Annotated in this window: 20 protein-coding genes and 1 pseudogene; 14 read left to right on the forward strand and 7 right to left on the reverse strand. The window is 61.1% G+C overall.

What is annotated here, in order from left to right; all coding sequences use genetic code 11:
- Positions 1-76 precede the first annotated feature (76 nt).
- From INT29_RS17950 to INT29_RS17965, 4 genes are all read left to right on the forward strand, one after another.
- Positions 77-436, forward strand: a complete 360-nt coding sequence (locus INT29_RS17950; RefSeq protein ID WP_029417373.1) for a TA system antitoxin ParD family protein — start codon at positions 77-79, stop codon at positions 434-436.
- Positions 436-1,011, forward strand: coding sequence for an AAA family ATPase (locus tag INT29_RS17955; RefSeq protein ID WP_009884111.1), 576 nt, complete (start codon positions 436-438; stop codon positions 1,009-1,011). The genes INT29_RS17950 and INT29_RS17955 overlap by 1 nt, the downstream gene beginning before the upstream one ends.
- Entirely contained in the window at positions 1,008-3,365 is a 2,358-nt protein-coding gene (locus INT29_RS17960) for a 2OG-Fe(II) oxygenase (protein WP_135448477.1), read from the forward strand. The genes INT29_RS17955 and INT29_RS17960 overlap by 4 nt, the downstream gene beginning before the upstream one ends.
- A gap of 520 nt (positions 3,366-3,885) precedes the next feature.
- Positions 3,886-4,029, forward strand: coding sequence for a hypothetical protein (locus tag INT29_RS17965; RefSeq protein ID WP_193072715.1), 144 nt, complete (start codon positions 3,886-3,888; stop codon positions 4,027-4,029).
- Positions 4,030-4,091: 62 nt separating this feature from the next.
- Here INT29_RS17965 and INT29_RS17970 read toward each other — a convergent pair whose 3' ends face one another.
- On the reverse strand, positions 4,092-5,183 hold the full coding sequence (locus tag INT29_RS17970) for an IS630 family transposase (RefSeq protein WP_009881631.1): 1,092 nt from the start codon (positions 5,181-5,183) through the stop codon (positions 4,092-4,094).
- 77 nt (positions 5,184-5,260) lie between these two features.
- Entirely contained in the window at positions 5,261-6,031 is a 771-nt protein-coding gene (locus tag INT29_RS17975) for an IclR family transcriptional regulator (RefSeq protein WP_193072716.1), read from the reverse strand.
- 76 nt (positions 6,032-6,107) lie between these two features.
- On the opposite strand from INT29_RS17975, the gene INT29_RS17980 reads away from it, so the two are divergent.
- The 9 genes from INT29_RS17980 to INT29_RS18020 all read left to right on the forward strand — a co-directional run bounded on the left by INT29_RS17980 (position 6,108) and on the right by INT29_RS18020 (position 16,727).
- Positions 6,108-7,088, forward strand: coding sequence for a 2-dehydro-3-deoxygalactonokinase (locus tag INT29_RS17980; protein WP_193072718.1), 981 nt, complete (start codon positions 6,108-6,110; stop codon positions 7,086-7,088).
- Complete coding sequence (locus INT29_RS17985) at positions 7,081-7,695, forward strand: 2-dehydro-3-deoxy-6-phosphogalactonate aldolase (RefSeq protein ID WP_193072720.1); 615 nt, start codon at positions 7,081-7,083, stop codon at positions 7,693-7,695. The genes INT29_RS17980 and INT29_RS17985 overlap by 8 nt, the downstream gene beginning before the upstream one ends.
- Positions 7,696-7,739: 44 nt before the next feature.
- Positions 7,740-8,888, forward strand: coding sequence for a galactonate dehydratase (dgoD, locus tag INT29_RS17990; RefSeq protein WP_193072722.1), 1,149 nt, complete (start codon positions 7,740-7,742; stop codon positions 8,886-8,888).
- 36 nt (positions 8,889-8,924) lie between these two features.
- Positions 8,925-10,259 carry an MFS transporter gene (locus INT29_RS17995; RefSeq protein WP_193072724.1) on the forward strand — a complete coding sequence of 445 codons (1,335 nt, stop codon included), beginning with the start codon at positions 8,925-8,927 and terminating at the stop codon, positions 10,257-10,259.
- Positions 10,256-11,560 (forward strand): MFS transporter, encoded by a 1,305-nt coding sequence (locus tag INT29_RS18000; protein WP_193072726.1) that lies wholly within the window; start codon positions 10,256-10,258, stop codon positions 11,558-11,560. The genes INT29_RS17995 and INT29_RS18000 overlap by 4 nt, the downstream gene beginning before the upstream one ends.
- Positions 11,561-11,952: 392 nt before the next feature.
- The gene (locus tag INT29_RS18005) at positions 11,953-12,732 is read left to right on the forward strand and encodes a hypothetical protein (RefSeq protein ID WP_226842184.1); all 780 of its coding nucleotides are present in this window, start codon (positions 11,953-11,955) and stop codon (positions 12,730-12,732) included.
- A complete protein-coding gene (locus tag INT29_RS18010) occupies positions 12,725-14,245 on the forward strand; it encodes an SAM-dependent DNA methyltransferase (protein WP_193072729.1) in 1,521 nt (506 codons plus the stop codon). Before INT29_RS18005 ends, INT29_RS18010 begins: the two co-directional genes overlap by 8 nt.
- A 54-nt stretch (positions 14,246-14,299) precedes the next feature.
- Positions 14,300-15,058 (forward strand): TIGR02391 family protein, encoded by a 759-nt coding sequence (locus tag INT29_RS20690; RefSeq protein WP_319020937.1) that lies wholly within the window; start codon positions 14,300-14,302, stop codon positions 15,056-15,058.
- A gap of 121 nt (positions 15,059-15,179) precedes the next feature.
- Entirely contained in the window at positions 15,180-16,727 is a 1,548-nt protein-coding gene (locus INT29_RS18020) for a recombinase family protein (RefSeq protein ID WP_319020938.1), read from the forward strand.
- A gap of 24 nt (positions 16,728-16,751) precedes the next feature.
- Here INT29_RS18020 and INT29_RS18025 read toward each other — a convergent pair whose 3' ends face one another.
- The 4 genes from INT29_RS18025 to INT29_RS18040 form a co-directional block, all read right to left on the reverse strand.
- Complete coding sequence (locus INT29_RS18025) at positions 16,752-17,084, reverse strand: hypothetical protein (protein ID WP_193072733.1); 333 nt, start codon at positions 17,082-17,084, stop codon at positions 16,752-16,754.
- Positions 17,081-17,296, reverse strand: coding sequence for a hypothetical protein (locus INT29_RS18030; RefSeq protein ID WP_193072735.1), 216 nt, complete (start codon positions 17,294-17,296; stop codon positions 17,081-17,083). The genes INT29_RS18025 and INT29_RS18030 overlap by 4 nt, the downstream gene beginning before the upstream one ends.
- 7 nt (positions 17,297-17,303) lie before the next feature.
- Positions 17,304-17,483: a hypothetical protein gene (locus tag INT29_RS18035; protein ID WP_193072737.1), complete on the reverse strand. Its 180-nt coding sequence runs from the start codon at positions 17,481-17,483 to the stop codon at positions 17,304-17,306.
- Positions 17,484-17,594: 111 nt separating this feature from the next.
- Positions 17,595-18,365: a hypothetical protein gene (locus tag INT29_RS18040; RefSeq protein ID WP_193072739.1), complete on the reverse strand. Its 771-nt coding sequence runs from the start codon at positions 18,363-18,365 to the stop codon at positions 17,595-17,597.
- Between the two features lie 250 nt (positions 18,366-18,615).
- Between INT29_RS18040 and INT29_RS18045 the strand changes: the two are divergent.
- Positions 18,616-18,777, forward strand: a pseudogene (locus INT29_RS18045) (ISL3 family transposase); the annotation flags it as partial.
- A gap of 132 nt (positions 18,778-18,909) precedes the next feature.
- Here the strand turns inward: INT29_RS18045 and INT29_RS18050 are convergent.
- On the reverse strand, positions 18,910-19,389 hold the full coding sequence (locus INT29_RS18050; protein ID WP_226842186.1) for a helicase associated domain-containing protein: 480 nt from the start codon (positions 19,387-19,389) through the stop codon (positions 18,910-18,912).
- Positions 19,390-19,400 lie beyond the last annotated feature (11 nt).

The following is a 19,400-nucleotide window of genomic DNA, read 5'->3' on the forward strand; positions in this document are numbered from 1 at the left end:
TCGACAATGATCGACCTGCCCTGGAAACGTCGTCCGCCCCTGGAAAACAAGTGTAGCGTCGTACTACAATGGATTCATGAACAGGAGCAGCCAACCGACGAGATTGCCGGCAGACGTCTACGAGTCCGCTGTCGCGGCGGCTAAGGCCGCCTCGAGGACGGTGCCTCAGCAGATTGCGCATTGGGCTCGCATCGGGCGTGAAATGGAATCGTCGCCCACGGTCAACCATCGTCAGATTACGCAGGTCTTGGCCGGAACGAGCTCCTATGACTCGCTCGCCGAAAGAGAACAGGCCATCGTGCGCGAGGCGTGGGAAGAACGCACTCGCACACTGCGAAAGGGGCTGGATTACGCAGCCGGCTTCGACTCAGCCGGTGAGGAGTATTCGGAGCTGGACGAGGACGGCAACCTGGTCGTGCATCGTCCAACGACCTGATGCCGGTTCTGCATCTGCTCGCGGGGCCGAACGGCGCTGGGAAATCAAGCTACGTCCATGACGTCCTGGCACCTGTGACGCATCTGCCGTTCATCAACGCCGACGTCATCGCAGCGCAGAGATGGCCGGACACTCAGCTGGAACATGCCTATGAAGCAGCACGGATCGCAGAGAGGCTAAGGCGGGAATTCATCGCCGAGAAGCGATCATTCATTTCAGAGACCGTGTTCTCGCACCCCAGTAAGGTCCAGCTGGTCACTGATGCTGCCGATGCCGGATTCCTCGTCACACTGCACATCGTCATGGTTCCCGTCGACCTCACGGTTCAGCGAGTGCGCGAGCGTGTGCGTCGCGGGGGGCACGCAGTGCCGGAGCACAAGATCCGGGAGAGATATGAGCGTTTGTGGCAACATGTCGCGGAGACGATCGGAACGGTTGATTCGGCGAACCTGTACGACAACAGCAGCGCTCGCCGACCGTTCCACCTGTGCGCCAGCTTTGAACTCGGAGCACTGGTGGGCTCGCCGGACTGGCCGACCTGGGTCCCTGACCCGCTGAAGAGACTGGGAGAATGATGCCCTCGCAACCGATCGCCGACCGACTCAAGACCCACTTGAGCCGCGTCGGTGCGGACATCGTCCATGCGGCATCGACACGTGTGCCGCCCGATGGCCTCAACATCCTCATTGATCGTGCGCCGTTGTCCTTCCCCATCGGCGAAGACGACATCGCAGCGCTGATCTCGATCGCCGAACCCGCGCACTTCGGCAGTGGCGAGGACACCGTCTTCGACCCCACAGTCCGCGACACCTGGGTGATCGATCCGGCGCACGTCCACCTCGGCGACCCAACCGGCGCCGCGGGGACAGACAACTGGACGGGAGCGCTTAACGAGTCTCTCGGCTGCCTCAGTGCCGCGCTGGGAATTCCTGCCGATGCGACGGTCCGCGCCGAACTCCACTCGATGCTCGTCTATGGGGAGGGGCAGTTCTTCCTGCCGCATCAGGACTCGGAGAAGGACGACTCGATGCTGGCCACACTCGTGGTAGGACTGCCGACCACCCACACCGGTGGCGAACTCGTCGTCGACGACCACGGTGCTGACCGGATCTTCACCGGCGACCCGAACGACATCACACTCGCAGCGTTCTACGCTGACCGACGGCACGAAGTGAAGCCGGTGACGTCAGGTCATCGGGTGACACTGACCTTCAACCTCCTCGTCGACCACCCAGCGGCCGAAGACACGACGGACGACGACCACACGATGACAACCACAGCTGCCGCCGACGCCGGCACCGGCGATCCCGTCGACAGCGAACTGAGGGCTCTGATCACCGAATACTTCACCACACCGGTCAAGCCGCGATGGGGTGGCGGGAATGCGACACCTCCCCAGCGGATGGTGTTCCTCCTCGACCACGAATACAGCCGACGCGGTCTGAGCCGAACCACGCTCAAGGGCGGCGACCGCCTGCGAGCCGCACGCCTGCTCAGTGCAGCCCGATCTGCCGGCTGCGAAGCGATGCTCGGTCTGAGCGAGATCCACGAAACGCGCGAGGCTGCGATCGACGACCGCGGCGGTTACTACGGCAGCCGGTGGGGTCGCTATTGGGACGACGAGGACGAACCCGACTTCGAGACTTTCGATACCGATGGCGAACTGCTCGACGGCGATATCACCTTGAACTGGTGGATGGTTCCCGAGTCCGGAGCCGGTGAGTCGATCGAATCGCCAGTGGGGGAGGATGAGACGCTGGCCGTCACCTCCACTCGGCAGCTCACTGCTCATGCGGCCGAATACGAAGGCTATATGGGCAACTACGGCAACACCGTCGACCATTGGTACCGGAGGGCCGCGATCATTCTGTGGCCGATGGAATCGTCGTTCGTCGTCCGTGCCGAGGCCGGTTCGGGATGGGCGCTGCGTACCTTGGCCGATCGGCTGGCTCAGGGGCAGATCGCCGAGGCGGCCGTCGATGCGCGGTCGCTCGAGCCGTTCTGGTCGGGAGCCGGTCCCGAGTCGCTCGACCTGGCATTGGAAGTGGCGTTGGGCGTCGAGGACAGAACAGCCGCGACCGTCGTGCTCACCCCGTACGGAATTGCGGGTCTGGGTGCAGAGCAAGCGGAGGCGCTGGTCGCGCTGACAGAGAGGTACGGAACGTCCTGGCTTCGTGACCTACTGGGTTCGTGGGCATCCGCCGGACCGCGCTTCACATCGCCCGGAGTCCGTGCCCTGCTCGAATGGGTGAACACCTCCATGGCGTCGACGATCGCTGTGTTGCGAACAGACGAGTCCCCATCGGGTGCGACCGTTGCTGAGGTGTTGACCTCTCATGCGGCAGCCTTCATTCCCCAGCAGGTCGCTTCGGCGGCAAGGCAGATACCGCCGGCTCAGGCGTGGAGATCATTGGTGGATCTCGGCGGTTTCGTCGCCGAGGTGGTGTCGGCGGCGACGAGGGACCACGCCGCAGCGATCGTCGATGGCCTCGACGGCCTGGGCGGCGATCTGATTCCCCTCTACGTGTCCGTTCTGCAATCGGCGGCGGACCCGGCTGACGAGAACTTCGCCCCCATCGTCGCCGAATGTCGGCGTCGTCTCGAGGCTGAACTCGCGAAGCCCGAACGCGCCGCCGATGACTGGTCGATTCCCTTCACCGGCTGCGGGTGCGCCGACTGCGATCACTTGGCCGGATTCCTGGCATCGTCGGAGCAGCGATCGCTGACCTGGCCGTTGGCGAAGCCGCGCCGACAACACATTCACAGTGCCATCGATACGCAGGGCCTGCCGGTGACACATGCGACGGAGCGGACAGGAAGCCCGCACAAGCTCAAATTGCATAAGACGGACATGCTCATGAAGGAAGATGCCGCACTGCGGAAATACTGCACAGAACGGTTGGCCTGGGTACGGGGACTGAACCGGTGACACCGGCAACGACGACGCAGCGCACTCTGCTGTTTCGCTCGCTGCGTGGCCCGCTATGACGGCTCTTCAGTTTGTGCGACAGCTATCGGTGGTCAGCCTTATGCGGACTGCTGGAATCGTCCAAGAGGCTTGGCGTGTATGTCTGGAGAACCTCATCTGCGCGGATCCCACGATGGTCCTTCACATTTTTGGGGGTGAGGTCCCTGGTGGGAATGCCACCACTCTATGGGACTCACCCCATAGCTCGGGAGTAGTAGTCCCGTTCCTGAATGATGGTCGTCGCCGTGGCATCGCCAGCGCGATTTGATGAGCTGGATTCGTGCATGTCAACAAGCTATACGGAGGTTCTGACATGGGACGCATCGCGCCTTCTCTCGGTTTGACGCTTTTGCCCGCTCGATTTTCATAAACGCAGGATCAGGTGAACTCTGACAACCGTCGATTAAGAGATCGCATTGTTGTCTACAGCGATGAACTTTACAACGCGGCAGAACGCATAGGGGCGGTAGAGCTCCGAAGTATGAGCAAGAGTCTGCGCCTGATGGAGAGAATCAGCGTCTTCGGTGCTGGACCGATCAACGCTGGTGACGTCATATACGGACCGAAGGGCCCTGGCAAGACAATCGATCCGGACAATGACAGCAGTTGGCGCACCTGCTGCTGAATAGAAATGAGGCGGAACAGGTGTAGGTATAATCGGTGCCGGTCTATGCCGGGTGATGGCAACTAGTGTCCTGCGCCGGTAGTTCGTTGCATTAGTCGTGAGAGAGATTCCAGTATCTCTTCCGCGGTTTTCGTCCACACGAATGGCTGCGGGTCCTCGTTCCACGCCTTAACCCACTCGCGAAGGTCTTTCTCCAGGGCTTGCACGCTTCGGTGGTCACTGCGCTGGAGGAGTTCGCGGGTGACTTCAGCGAAGAGCCTCTCGACCTGGTTGATCCACGACGAATACGTGGGCGTGAAATGAATATGGAACCGCTCATGCTTGCCCAGCCAGTTCCGCACCAACGGGTGTTTGTGCGTGCCGTAGTTGTCACACACGACGTGGATGTCGAGGTGGTCTGGAACGTGTTTGTCGATCTTGGTTAAGAACTTTTTGAACTCGATCGCGCGGTGCTTGCGGTGTGTCGAGGCGATCACGGTTCCATCGGCGACATTCAGCGCTGCGAAGAGACTCGTCGTGCCGTGGCGGGCGTAATCGTGGGTACGTTTCTCCGGCATGCCCGGCATCATCGGAAACGCCGGCTGGGACCGAGACAGCGCTTGGACCTGGGACTTCTCATCGACGCTGAGCACGACAGCGGACTCGGGTGGATTGAGGTAAAGGCCGACGATGTCGTAGACCTTTTCCACGAAGAGAGGGTCGTTGGAGAGTTTGAACCCATCGGCGCGGTGGGGTTTGAGCTCGAAGGCCTTCCAGATCCGTCCGATCGTCGATTTCGATAGTCCGCTGCGTTCGGCCATCTGCGCCCGTGACCAGTGGGTGGCGTTTTTCGGTGTTTGTTCCAGGGTTGAGGTGATGACGTCCTCGACCTGCTCGGCCGTGATCGTGGCGGGTCTACCTGGGCGTGGTTCGTCGACGAGACCATCGAGTCGGTCGGCAATGAATCGGTTCCGCCATTTGGCCACAGTCGCGGGCGTGCAGCCGAGGCTGGTGGCGACTTCCTTGTTTGATCGTTCCTGCCCGCAGCCGAGGATGATTCGTGAGCGCAGAGCAAGGGCTTGTGAGGACTTGCGCCGACGGGACCAGCGAGTCAACGTCTGGTGTTCTTCATCGGTGAGGATCAGTTCGGCTTTCGGACGACCGGTGCGAGGCATACTCCATTCTACAACTTCTTACACGAATTTACGGCGCAGGACACTAGGCCGACACTGCAAGGTAACTCCCCCTACCCTCACCGGAACCCCAGCTTCACCGAGATCTCCCGCGCCGCAGACTTCATCACCGGTACCAGTGCCTGCATCCGTTCCTTCGGCATGTAAGGTCGCGTGGCCGACAGTGAGATGCCGGCGACAATGTCCCCGCTGCCATCTCGAACAGGAGCCGCCACACACCGGATCCCTGGTTCGTTCTCCTCCAGGTCGAGAGATGCCCCATCGCGTGTGTACCCGTTCATACGTTTGACGAATGCCTCCACCGCCGAGGCGTCTGCCCCCGGATTCTCGGCTGTGAACATCCGTTCCCACCGGTCTTCCTGACCTAAGAGCAGCGCCTTCCCGACACCGGTGCGAGTCATCGGCATCCGGTGGCCGATGCGTGAGCGCATCTCAGCACCGCGCGTCCCGGGGATCTTGTGGAGGTAGAGCACCGACTCACCATCCTCGACGGAGAGATGAATCGTGTCCTGGGTCCGCTCCGCAAGAGCATCAAGGCTCTCCCTGGCGACCACCGGCAGCGGATCCTGATTGAGTGCAGTGAAACCGAACTCGATGAGAGTGGGCCCCAGACGAAACTCTCCCGGTGAACCGTGCCGCAGATAACCCATGTGCACCAGCAGCTGGATCATCCTATGTGCACTCGATCGACCGATTCCAGTGGCGTCGACGACGGACTTCAACGTGGTGGACCCATGGGCGACGGCACTGACGATCTGCAGACCTCTGGCCAGTGTCTGAGTGCCCTGGGGGATGTCATTGCTGGCAACGGTATCGGCGTCCTCGCTCATCACAACAGTATGACATTGATCCCACATATAGGGACAGCGGTGGCGCATGGTGGAACGCCTGCCCATAGTGGCTCTTATGGCAAAACTGGCAACCTCCGAGGCCCCGCAGATGATCGGCCTCGACTGGGGGACGAGCTCGCTGCGAGCCTTCCTCATCGGCAGCGACGGGACGGTCCTCGCCGAACGCAACGGATCAGACGGAATCATGGCCGTCGGTCCGGATACCGACGACCTCCGAGGCGATTTCTCCCGAATCGCGCAGACCGCGATTGGTGACTGGATAGCGACGTACGGCCCCCTCCCGATCCTGGCGTGCGGAATGATCGGTTCGACCCAGGGCGTCGCCGAGGCGGGATACCTCGACTTGCCCACCGACCTGAGTGCCGTGGGCAGGCACCTGACGTCGGTCGAACTGACCATCGGTGAACTCCACATTGTCCCCGGACTGCAGAAGACACCGACAGAAGCAGCCGCTCCCGATGTCATCCGCGGAGAGGAGACCCAACTGCTCGGTCTGCTCGATGCAGAGCAGGACGAATCGACCACGGTGATCCTTCCCGGAACGCACACCAAATGGGTCAGCTGCCAGGGAAAGCACGTGACGGACTTCTCCACCTCGATGAGCGGAGAGATGTTCGGTCTGCTGTCCACGTCGTCGATCCTCAGTCGTCTGGCCGAGCCCACCGATGACTTCCACCCCGAGGTCTTCGATTGGGGACTGAGCGTCGGAGGTGACGACCCCGCCGCGCTCACCTCGTCGATCTTCTCCGCGCGTACCTGGGCCCTCAACGGACGACTGCGCGCCGAGGAAGTCAACGACTACCTCTCGGGAATGCTCATCGGCGCCGAGGTAGCCGGCCAGCTCAGGACAACAGCCGACCCGACTGGCCCCGTCATCGTCTGTGGAACCGCGGACCTGTCGATGCGATATTCACGTGCCCTCCGGCAGCAGGGGAGACAGGCGGCCGATGCGGACCCTCGGGCCGCGGCCACCGGACTCTTCCGCATCGCCGAACAATCCGGCCTCGTGCCGACCAAGGAGAACATCAATGACTGACACCGTCCCCACAGGCCTTATCGCCATCCTCCGCGGGGTTCGCTCTGACGAGGTCCTCGACATCGCCGAGGGCATCGTCGCCGCCGGGTTCTCTGCCATTGAGGTTCCACTCAACTCGCCCGACCCTCTCGACTCGATCACCGCATTGGTCGAACGGTTCGGCAACGACCTGGAGATCGGTGCCGGCACCGTGCTCACCGCCAATCAGGTCCGCGATTGCGAGCGAGCCGGTGCCCGCATCATCGTCGCCCCCGACACCGACACCGAAGTCATCCAAACCGCGCTCGGGATGGGCCTCACCCCGTACCCGGGAGCAGCGACACCGACCGAAGCGTTCGCTGCCATCAAGGCAGGCGCCACCAAGGTCAAACTCTTCCCCTCCTCGGCGGTGGGGATCAGCGGAATGAAGGCCTGGAGCGAAGTGCTGCCTGCCGGCACCGAACTCTTCCCCGTCGGGGGAGTAGGAGCCGACAACGCAGCTGAATGGCGTAACGCCGGAGCAGCTGGCTTGGGCCTTGGGTCCTCGCTCTATCGCCGAGGCGACCGCCCCGACGACGTACGCGTGCGGGCTGAGGCGATCGCCTCGGCGTGGGTGCACACCAACTGAACACCGCTCCATCACCGTCAACACCTGAACGAAAGGCCTGACCAATGAAGATCACGTCGATGACGACGTACACAGTGCCGCCTCGGTGGCTGTTCCTCAAGATCGAAACCGATGAAGGGATCGTGGGATGGGGCGAACCCATCATCGAAGGCAAGGCAGCCACCGTTGCTGCCGCCGTTGATGAGCTCTCCGACCTGCTCATCGGCAAGGATCCTGCGAACATCGAAGACCTGTGGACGATCATGTACCGCGGTGGCTTCTACCGCGGTGGTCCCATCCTCATGAGTGCGATCTCCGGAATCGATCAGGCACTGTGGGACATCAAGGGCAAGGCGCTTGGCCAACCTGTGCATCAGCTCCTCGGCGGGAAGGTCCGGGATCGGATCCGCACCTACTCGTGGATCGGCGGCGACCGTCCCGGTGATACGGCGTCGGCTGCGCTAGAGACGAAGAACCGCGGCTTCACAGCAGTGAAGATGAACGCGACCGAGGAACTGCAGTTCATCGACTCCTACACCAAGGTCGACCAGGTAATCGAGAACGTCCAGGCGATCCGGGAGGCCACCGGTGAGGACTTCGGCATTGGTGTCGACTTCCATGGTCGGGTGCACAAGCCGATGGCCAAGGTCCTCATCAAGGAACTCGAACCCTACCGGCTGCTCTTCATTGAAGAGCCTGTGCTGTCCGAGCACTTCGGATCACTGCTTGACGTCATGGCGAACACGCCGACGCCGATCGCGTTGGGGGAGCGGCTGTTCTCTCGGTGGGACTTCCGCGAAGTGGTCGCCTCCGGCGCCGTCGACATCATCCAGCCGGACGTCTCCCACGCCGGCGGCATCACCGAGACGCGGAAGATCGCGATGATGGCCGAAGCCTACGATGTGGCGTTGGCGCTGCATTGCCCCTTGGGACCGATCGCGCTCGCCTCCTGCCTGCAGATCGATGCCGGCAGCAACAACGCGTTCATCCAGGAGCAGAGTCTGGGCATCCACTACAACACGAGCAACGACCTGCTCGACTACGTCATCGACCCCTCCGTGTTCAACTACGACGACGGCATGATCGATATTCCTGCGGGACCCGGGCTGGGCATCGAAGTCAATGAGGACTACGTCATCGAACGCTCGGCCGAAGGCCACCGGTGGCGCAACCCCATCTGGCGTCACGCCGACGGTTCCTTCGCTGAATGGTGACCAGGCGGATTCGGTAAGAGAGAAGAACGTTCAAGGATGAACTCACAGACTGCAGTGACAGAGCACCGTCGTGCTGCCTCGCCGGGCCGAGCCCGGTGGTGGATCCTCGGCTGGCTGCTGGCAGCGATGATGATCGACTACATGGATCGATCATCACTGTCTATCGCAGCCCCGCACATGATCGACGAACTGGGGCTGACCGCTGCCGACATCGGGTTGCTGGGTACCGCGTTTTCCCTGACCTACGCGTTCTTCCAGCTGCCCGGGGGATGGCTGACGGATCGCCTCGGTGCAAAGCCGGTCTACGTCATTGCCCTGGGCTTCTGGTCGATCGCGACCTCACTCATGGCATTCGGCCACCACATGTGGCACTTCATGATCTCGCGCATCCTGCTCGGTGTCTTTGAAGCCCCGGTCTCACCCACCTCGGCGAAGATCGTCTCCGAATGGTTCCCGCCAAGGGAACGTGGAGCGGCAGTCGGAGTCTACGACTCGGGAAGCAAATGGGGCCCGGCAGTGGCACCACCGATTCTCACCTTCCTCATCCTCGGGTTCGGGTGGCGCGCCATGTTCGTCATCCTCGGCGTGCTCGGCATCATCGTGGTGATCGGCTTTTGGGTCTTCTATCGCTCCCCGGAACACGACCGCAGGGTCTCAGCAGCTGAACTCGAACACATCCGAGCGAGAGAAGAAGACAACAACGCTCCGACAGGCCACATCCCTTGGTTGCGACTCTTCACCAAGCCACAGACCTGGGCGATGGTGCTGGGATTCGTCGCCGTGGTGTGGACCCTCAACATCTTCGTGACTTTCCTCCCGCTGATGCTCAACGACATCTATTCCGTCGCTGACGAGGCGCTTGGGTGGTACACGGCGATCCCGTTCGCTGTCGGCGGCATCGGCGGAATCCTCGGCGGATGGTTCACCACGAAGTACTCGAGGATGCGGTCTCATCTGGCGCCTCTTGCCTGCAAGCGGCGGATTGCTGCAGTCTACGGTGGGGCGCTCGCCATCTGTTCGATTCTCGTCGGAGTCACCACCGGCCACTTCGCTTTGCAACTGACAGCGATGAGCTTGGCTCTGTTCTTCTGCGGAGCACTGAGTGCCGTGGGGTGGTCGATTCCCGCCGATGTCGTGACCGGAAGTCGCGTCGCATCGTTGGGGTCCATCCAGAACTTAGGCGGCTACTTCGCCGGCTCGCTCTCACCCTGGCTCACAGGCGTGCTGGTGACGACAACGGGGTCCTACCTCATTCCATTCGTCCTCGGCGCCGTTGTCGCGGTGATCGCGGGGATCGCCTATCTGCTCCTGCTGCGTGCCCCGATTCGGGTAGACAGCGCCGCCACAGAGATCGGAGACACCAGCTCATGACGAAAATCGCTGAGCACACGGCCACTCGGCCGACACGGATGCGCTACATCATTGCACTCCTGCTCTTCATCACCGTCGTCATCAACTACATGGTCCGAGCTAACCTGTCCATCGCGATGCCGGCGTTGTCTCAGGAGTTCGATCTCACCACCGGCCAGCAGGGACTTCTGCTCTCTGCGTTCGGGTGGACCTACGCCGCGATGCAGCTGCCCGGCGGGTGGCTCGTGGACCGGGTGAGGCCGCGGGTGCTCTATGCCTCCTGCCTCGTGCTGTGGTCCCTGGCCACGCTGTTCATGGGTATCTCCGGCGGGTTCGTTGCTCTCATCATCCTCCGGCTCTTGGTCGGCGGGTTCGAAGCTCCGGCGTACCCGATCAACAACAAGGTGGCCACGGCGTGGTTCCCGGAGCGTGAGCGCGGACGGGTCATCGCCTTCTACACCTCGGGCCAGTTCATCGGTCTCGCGTTGCTCACCCCCGTACTGTCCTGGCTGCAGACGGTGCTCACCTGGCACTGGGTGTTCATCCTCACCGGTGTCGTCGGCGTCATCTGGGCCTCGATCTGGTGGTTCGTCTATCGCGAGCCGCGTGACAAGTCGGGAGTCAACCAGGCCGAGATCGACCTCATCGCCTCCGGCGGGGGACTGGTCGATGTCGAATCCGGTGCGACGAAGGAGACCAAGCCCAAGCTGGCTTGGTCCGACGTCAAGGTGGTGTTGACCCGGCGGAAGCTGTGGGGCATCTACCTCGGCCAGTTCTGCCTGACCTCGACCCTGTGGTTCTTCCTCACCTGGTTCCCGACCTACCTCGTTGATTACCGCGGGATGGATTACACCGAGTCGGGCTTCATGGCGTCACTTCCGTTCATCGCCGCACTCGTCGGGGTACTGCTTTCCGGGTGGGTCTCGGACCTCATGGTCAAGAAGGGACTGACACTTGGCACTGCCCGCAAGCTGCCGATCATCATAGGCCTGGCGCTGACAGTGTTCATGCTCGGCGCGAACTATACGGATTCGACTGCGTTGGTGATCGTGTTCATGTCGATCGCATTCTTCGGCAACGGCTTCGCCTCGATCACCTGGTTGCTGGTGTCCGCGTTGGCGCCGGAACGGCTGCTCGGTCTGACTGGAGGCATGTTCAACTTCATCGGCAACCTGTCCTCGATCACCACACCGATAGTCATCGGTTTCCTCGTCACTGACATCGACTTCGCGCCGGCCTTCGTCTACATGGCTGCAGTCACTATGGCAGGTGTGCTGTCGTACGTGTTCCTGGTGGGACAGGTTGAACGCGTGGAGGAGTGAGTGACCGTAATGAGAGAAAGCGAACGCTCGATCGTTTGTTCTGGGAAGGATGCTCCATGGGGAGTTTCCCCTGGAGCAGCTCTGTTGAGAATCAGACTCATAGGGGCTATTCGTCGATTGAGAAGTCTGTCATCCTGATGACTAGGTTCGAATCGGAAATTTGAAACCCGCATCAGTAAGTCTACTCAATCGACGAGTCGAAGCTCCTGTGACGACTTCGGGCGCACCCGGGTGCGTTCCCGTTGCAACGTGAGCATGGCTAAGCGAGATTGAGCGTACGTGTTCATATACAGTTGGCCTAGGTGTTAGACGTGAGTTCGAGGAGCGGTATTAAAGATGTTTAATGGGCACGTGGTGGAGTTCCGGCACAATACAACCTCTGGGAGCAAGAAATGAGCGACGCGATCGAGCCAGTTGAGGAACTACTGAACCCGACAAATGCAAGGCCTCCGGTGACTGCCTCAGAAGCAGGCGCTCACAGTGATACGGCGCTCCCATCGTTGACGCTAGACCTATTCAGGACGGCCGCAAGAGAGTTCGCGGCTGAACTCGCGGTCACGCCTCTTCCCAGCCTTTATGGTGCGACTGACGGCAAGGCCGTCGGTACCAAGGTCGAGGCGATGTTCAAGGAGCATCTCCAGTCTCGATATGACCTGGCTGTAGGCAATGCTGCCAACGGGCTCGACTTCCCTTCGCTGAACCTTGATTTGAAGGTGACTTCAAAGAGGCAGCCCCAATCGTCCTCTCCGTTCCGTGCAGCCACCCAGAAGATCTATGGCTTGGGCTACAGCCTCCTGGTGATTGTCTACGTCAAGCGTGATGAGGCCAGCGAAGAAGCGGCCTACCTTGACATCGAGAACGTCATCTACATTGACAAGTCTCGAACCAGCGATTTCACGCTGACAAAGACGATTCGCGAGATCATCGCCAATGGCGAGGCTGGTGCGCGGGATGCGGTCATCGAAGATCTTGACGCCTTGTTGCAGGACAAGAACGTCCCCCTGGACGAGGTGAGCCGACGTCAGCTTGCTGAACGCTTGCTTGATGACATTCCCGAGCAGGGCGTCCTTACTATCTCCAACGCACTTCAGTGGCGACTGCAGTACAGTCGCGCCATTAGTACTGCGACCGCCAAGACCATCGCGCCGGAAGTCGAGGACCTTCGTGCCTAACAACGAGTTTGGCGACTTCCAGACACCGCTCGATCTGGCGACGCAGTGCCTCAAGGTTCTTGGCCTACCCGAAAACGCTCGCGTTTTCGAGCCTACGTGTGGAGTTGGAGCCTTCCTTGAAGCCGCAGCCAAGGTTGCGCCGGCGTCGGAGCGTTTCGGCGTCGAGATCAATGCTGAGTATGCAGAAGTAGCCTCCCAGTGGGGCAAGGTCACCACGGCGAACGTCTTCCAGTTCGCGCTACCTGATGCAGCGACTTGGGAGACGGACGGGTCGTTGTTCGTAGTTGGTAACCCTCCGTGGGTAACTGCAGCTGAGCTGAAGCGGATGGACTCGGAGAATGTTCCCCCAAAGGAGAACATCAAGAAAGTGAAGGGGCTTGACGCCCTGCTCGGCTCATCGAACTTCGACGTGTGCGAGTACATAATCTTAAAGGCTCTTCGCGAGTTCTCGAGCAAGCCATTCGTTCTCGGGATGCTGTGCAAGACGCAGGTCGCACGCAACGTCATCGACTACGCGGCCAGCATTGCCCTGCCGATTGCCAATGCCGCGGTCTATCGGATCGACGCGATGCGTTGGTTCGACGCTGCTGTTGATGCCTGCTGGTTCACCATCGAGGTGAACCCTGCTGCCGAACCGGACTACACGGTCGCGATGCACGAGGACGTGTTCAAGCCTGAAGCAGAGTCGGTCGGTCGCTTTGGAGTCGTTGATTCGCTTCTTGTTGCCAATGTCGACAAGTACATCGCTGTACGAGACGCTGATGGTAAGTCCCCCTACGTGTGGCGATCGGGCTTGAAGCACGATGCTTCTAGCGTATTTGAGCTGGTCGCAACCCCGCAGCCCGTGACAAAGGCCGGCCAGACGCTAGATCTCGAGCCTGAGTACGTCTTCCCGCTCCTCAAGTGCACAGACATTTTCCGCGGCAGGCACCGTGAGCACACGAAATGGGTAATCGTCCCCCAGATGGAGTTCGGTGCAGCCACGAACCATCTCGAAGTAACCGCACCGAAACTCTGGGCTTATCTGGAGTCGAACGCAGGTGCAATAGACGGCCGTAAGTCGTCCATTTATCGGAACCGCCCCCGCTTCTCGGTTTTCGGCCATGGCGATTACACCTTTGCCCCATACAAGATTGCAATTTCGGGGCTTCATAAGCAGCCCATCTTCAGGCTTGTTGCTCCGCTAAACGATCAGCCAGTGGTCCTTGACGACACTTGCTACCTCTTGCCATTCGAGGACCCCACGGAGGCGGTCGTTGTGGCGTCCATTTTGAACAGTCCTCAATGTATTGCTCTGATTGAGTCGTTGGTCTTCTGGGATTCCAAGCGACCCATCACCAAGAAACTGCTCTCCAGGCTCGACATCAATAAACTCCCCATCGACACCGAGTCGGTTCTTGCCCATGCTGCGACCTTGGCTGATGAGTATGAGCTTCCCTTTGATACGACAAAGGCGGCGTCCTTGATCGGACACCTTGGCGAGTCGGCTGAGAGCGAGTTTGCGCTCTTCTGACACAGGGTCGTCGGGTCCCCGTCACCCTGAACTTCACTGGTAGGGAAGGGTTACGTGGCACAGCAAGTTGAATCTGAGTGGGCGAAGCAAGTTCTCGAGTGGTGGATAGAGCATGCCGACGCGGCCCTCCTTGACGGGAGGACTAGTCGCGAGCATGCGTTCTGCAGCTCCGGGCCTGCCACCGACAAGCTGTTGGCGCGAGAGCTTCAAACTCGTCGTGTAATCAAAGTGGTTCTGAAACTGGCGAAGGTTGATGCCTTGGTGCGGCCGCTTAGCCAGCACAACTTCGTCGAGCTCCAAACCGGTCTTGACTTGGCGCGACGAGCGTTAGGCCACCTTGCCACCGCTGCCGAGACGGCACAGTACATCACCGGAAGCTCAGCTCCGACGATGGCAGCTGACTCGCTGCATCCATTGATTTGGGATTCTGCGGCACGGCTGTGGAGCGACGAGCACCACGGTGCAGCGGTTCAGCGCGCTGCAACATTTCTGAACGCTCACGTCCAAGACCTCACTGGTCGTCGGGATCTGTCGGATAGTGCTCTCATGGCACAAGTTTTCTCCCTGAACCCTGCAGAAGTAGGCAAGCCTCGTCTCCGGTGGCCGGGTGACGACGTTGATCTCACTGTCAAGGCCATGCGGTCGGGGATGCTGCAGTTCAGCCAGGGGTGTTTCATGGCTATACGAAACCCCGCGACGCACGGCACGAACGAGGCCACTGCGCAAGAGGCACTTGAACAGCTCGCTGTCCTCAGCACCTTGGCTCGCTGGGTGGACCACTGTGAGTTGATCGAAGTGTCGCCTGTGGCGTGAACTGTCCGCCGACGGTCCATTGGCGGCTGGAAGAAGCCGGCTCCTGAAACTTCTCTAGCAGAGCAACCAAAACAGGCCCGCATTCCGTCACGTACAACCCTCTTGGCTTATGCTCGTATACGTGAGCAAAGCATCGACTCGTACCGCCGTTTACCTCCGCATCTCCCTCGACCGCAACATGGATGGCCTGGCCATTGACCGCCAGCGCGAGGACTGCCTCAAGATCGCAAGCGATCGAGGGTGGGAGATCACTGAGGAGTACGTCGACCAATCCAAGTCGGTCACCGACAAGACCAAGCGGCGTCCGGCCTACGACAAGATGGTCGCCGATTTCGAAGCCGGCAAGTTCGACGCCATCATCTGCTGGGATCTGGATCGGCTGACACGGCAGCCCCGCCAGCTGGAGGACTGGATCGACGCCGCCCAGGAGCGCGGCCTGCTCATGGTGACCGCCAATGGAGAGGCTGATCTGACGACCGACAGCGGACGCCTCTTCGCCCGCGTCAAGGCCGCAGTTGCCCGTTCAGAGGTCGAGCGCAAGTCCGTGCGCCAGTCCCGCAGCCACGTCCAGCGTGCGCAGCAGGGCAGGGCTCCCAAGGGCGTGCGCCCCCTGGGCTATGCCACCAACGGCGACATCGTCGAAGAAGAGGCCGTGGCGATCCACGCGATCTTCAAGAACTTCGCCATTGAAGACGGCCCTTCGATCGCATCAATTGCCAAGGGGCTCTCCGGAGAGTCCGGCCCGACGATCCCCAAGGATCTGCCGCACTTGCCCAAGCACAGCCGCACGCTGGTGATCGAGCGCAATGAGCGACGGGCGTCCGAGGGCCTGCAGCCGCGGCCGGTGCCTGAGGATGGCCGGTGGAGCTCGTCGACGGTGCTAGGCATCCTGCGCAACCCGCGCTACGCCGGCTATTCGGTTTACACCGATCGCAACGACCGTGCCGAGAACAAGCGCCGCACCTGGCACGCCCAGATTCTCCGTGATGACCAGGGGGAGCCGGTCATGGGGCAGTGGACGCCGATCGTCGATCCGAATGTGTGGTGGAACGCCCAGAGTCGACTGGACTCGCCTGAGCGGATCACCAACCGCACGGGCTCCACTGCTCGCAAGCACATTGGCTCCGGCCTCTTCTTGTGCGGCATCTGCGAGCAGCCAGTCAAGGCCCACAGTCAGCGCTACCGCTGCGAAGGGCACATGATGCGATCCCGCGAGCAGATCGATCAGTTCGTGCTGGCAGTCATCCGTGAACGGCTCGCCCGCCCGGACCTGATCGACTCGATCCCCAGCCTCGATGAGCCGCGTTTGAGTGCCCTGGCTGCGCAGGTTGCAATCCACGAAGGCAAGATCAAACGTGCCCAGCGCGACTACGACAACGACACGATCGAGGGCTTCGACCTCAAGCGGATCCGCGACAGAGAGACTGCTGAGATCGCCAAGCTGGAGCAGGAACGTCGGAGTTTGACAGTCTCAATTGACCTCGGGGGAGTGCTGGATGCCAAGGACCCAGCTAAGGCTTTTGACGATGCCGACCTGATGATCAAGCGCCGGGTCATCGACTTCTTCATGACCGTCACGCTGCACCCTCATCCTCGGGGGAAGAAGGCTTTCGATCCTGCGACGGTTCAGGTCGTGCCGAAGAGCCAGCCGGGGCTCACCAGCAACTAGCTCGCGCTACTGGCTACGACCCAATCAGCGGTCAGAGGCCTCGTACGCCTGGGCATCGAGAACAGCCTGGCGGGCATGTTCTGCCCTGTCGTCGATGAAGCGCTGGCACGCAGCCCGCATGGCCACGGTGTCCTCGATCTGCAGGATCCCCCAGACCTTGGCCTTGCCAATGCGGATGTGGCGGAGGAAGCCGCCGGGGGTGCTGACCTCGATGTAGACGTCTTCGCGGTCCGAGTCCTCCGTGCGCAGCACCAGCTTCATCTCTGCCGGGGCATCCTGCGGCATCGGCCTGCAGGCGGCACGCATGGCCGCATGGCCGATGTTCGTCTCGTTGATCGTGAAGAACTCGCCGATCACTGCTTCCTCTCCTCCTCGAACGGATCCACGACGCTGTGTACCCCGTGCTCGGGGCAGACGAAAGCGATGCGCACTCCCATGCCATCCGCGCCGGCACTGGTGTCCGGGTAGCAGTCGCCGCCGCACTTGGAGCACGTCCTGTAGCTCTGGTCTTTGAGCGTGTGGATCGGCACGCCGTCCAGGTCGCCTACTTCGTCGTAGTCCTTGGCCAAGACCGCCTCACGACGTCGCAGGAGCGTCAGGCTGCACCCTCGGGTACTTCGCTGCATACTCCTGCTGGATCTCCAGCGGCAGCGACAGCCACATGGTCGCAACAGAGTCCCAGAACGCAGCCCAGCATTCATCCTCATTCGGTCGCGGACTCGATGCCGCCTTTGCTTCCCCCAGGTTCTTCTCCATTCGCTGATTGTACTTGGGGCAATGACGTGCAGTCCGGGAAAAGACCCCACCCGGGCTGCCGAAGAGACCACCGCACTCAGGGGCGCGGACGAGACTAGATCCGACGCCGGCCTACTTCGGTGGAAAATCGATCCAGGACCATGCTGCATCTCTGTAGACGAGATAGCGGTGCCAATAGTCGGACCAGACCCACAGCGCGTCCAAGGCTTCGAAACCCTGCGGGGGAGTCTCTGGCGCATCGAAGTCGTCAGTGAAGAAGCGAACGGGCAGCGCTTCGCTCACGACGACGACAAACAGGTGGCGCTGCGCTGACTGCGACGCGCGCTTCACCTTCGCCAAATGAGGTGCCAGGTGTGGATGCTCGTGCCAGGACTCCACCACTCGCGAGAAGTCGGCCGGTGCAGCTTCCACGAACTCTGCCGTCGTGCTCTGGTACATCTGGATCCCTGGTTTGAAGGGCATGCGCCTGAGGGTCCCGGTGCCGTCAGCAAGGAACCTTGCGACCTCCAGCTCTGCCGACACGACTTCTGCCGGAAGATCGGCAGGGCTGTCTACAGCCCATAGATCGCAGAGCTCGACGGCACGGATCGCCGCTTGCTTGGTCTTCTTGTACGGGAAGCTCACGTCGCTTGGCCGAAACTCCCACGACGTCTCAGCCGGCCAGCTCCAGCCGTCCTTCATGGCCATGCCCTGCCATGCGATGGAGGCTCGCTCTGTCACCAGCGTGACCTCCAGAGCGCCTACCTGGCCGTCTGGCCACTGGAGCAGGAAATCAACGGCTGCCTGGCGGCCGTCAACGTCGTGGGGGGTGACTTCTGCGCCAGTTTCATGGCCGACGAGGTGCGCAGCGATCTGCTCGGCGCGGGCTGAGAGTGCGGTCACCGCCTGATTGTCTCATCGGCCAGGTGTGCGCATCCAATAACGGCCGTCTCCACAAACGAGTGGTATACGACGGAGCTGTACTAACGGCCAAAACTCCGCAACTCCTGCTCGGCTTAAGGTCGGACTTTGCCGGCAGGGTCTTCTCTATTACGTCTACTACTAACCCTCGATAGAACGGGAATTGGTCCGGCGGCATGTAATCCGTGTCTCTCGCGACTCAATCCCTTTCAGGTAAGATGACCCCGGTCCATTCGATCATCTTGAAATCTCGAACGGGCCTACGGCTGCGGTCAACGGCAGGCTCGAACCCCTGCGCGGCATCGCATTGGGATTTCGCAATCGGGGTAAATATCTCATCCGGTCACTGCTCCACGCTGGCGGACTGGATCCTCTCCTACAGTCCCACTTATGAAAAGCCCCGCCTTCTTTCGTGTAAGTCATCGGAGTGGGTGGACACTCTTTGCCGCATTTCGGGCACGTTGGGTAGCTCTCAGTATTCTCAATGCCCACACATAATTCAAAGATACGGCCAGAGACCAATTAACTATTTCGGGCGTGACATGGCTTTCCACAAGATTCCCATCGCCTCCGCCTTCTCGATGACCGACGCCGGCAACTTGCCCTGGCGATAGGTCTGGCGTAGGCGTGCAATCCATCCTCCGGCACGCGGCCAGCCGTCCACTCCTTCAACCTGCTTCACGTTGATATGCCCGTGTTTCTTGAAGAACGGCTTCAGCCTCTCTAGCCGTGCCAGTTGCTCGGCCTCGCGGCGCTGCGCTCCGGTCAGTTGCACCGGCTTGTCCCGGTACGGCGGTTCGAAGCGCACGCCGATCCTTTTGGCTTCGGCGACCTGGCTTTCCGATAGCTTCCCTGCACGGTGCTTGTCGCGTAGCTCGCGCACCCAGAGACCGATCCTCCAGTCGAGCCAGACCTCAGCGTTCTTGGGGTTCGCATGGCCGTGGATCCGGGCGTAGGAGGCCAGACGTGCCATGCCACGCTCAAAGTCGACGCCCTGCCGCACCATTCTCGCCGCCG

The sequence above is a fragment of the Brevibacterium sp. FME37 genome (assembly GCF_014897485.1).
GTDB lineage: Bacteria > Actinomycetota > Actinomycetes > Actinomycetales > Brevibacteriaceae > Brevibacterium.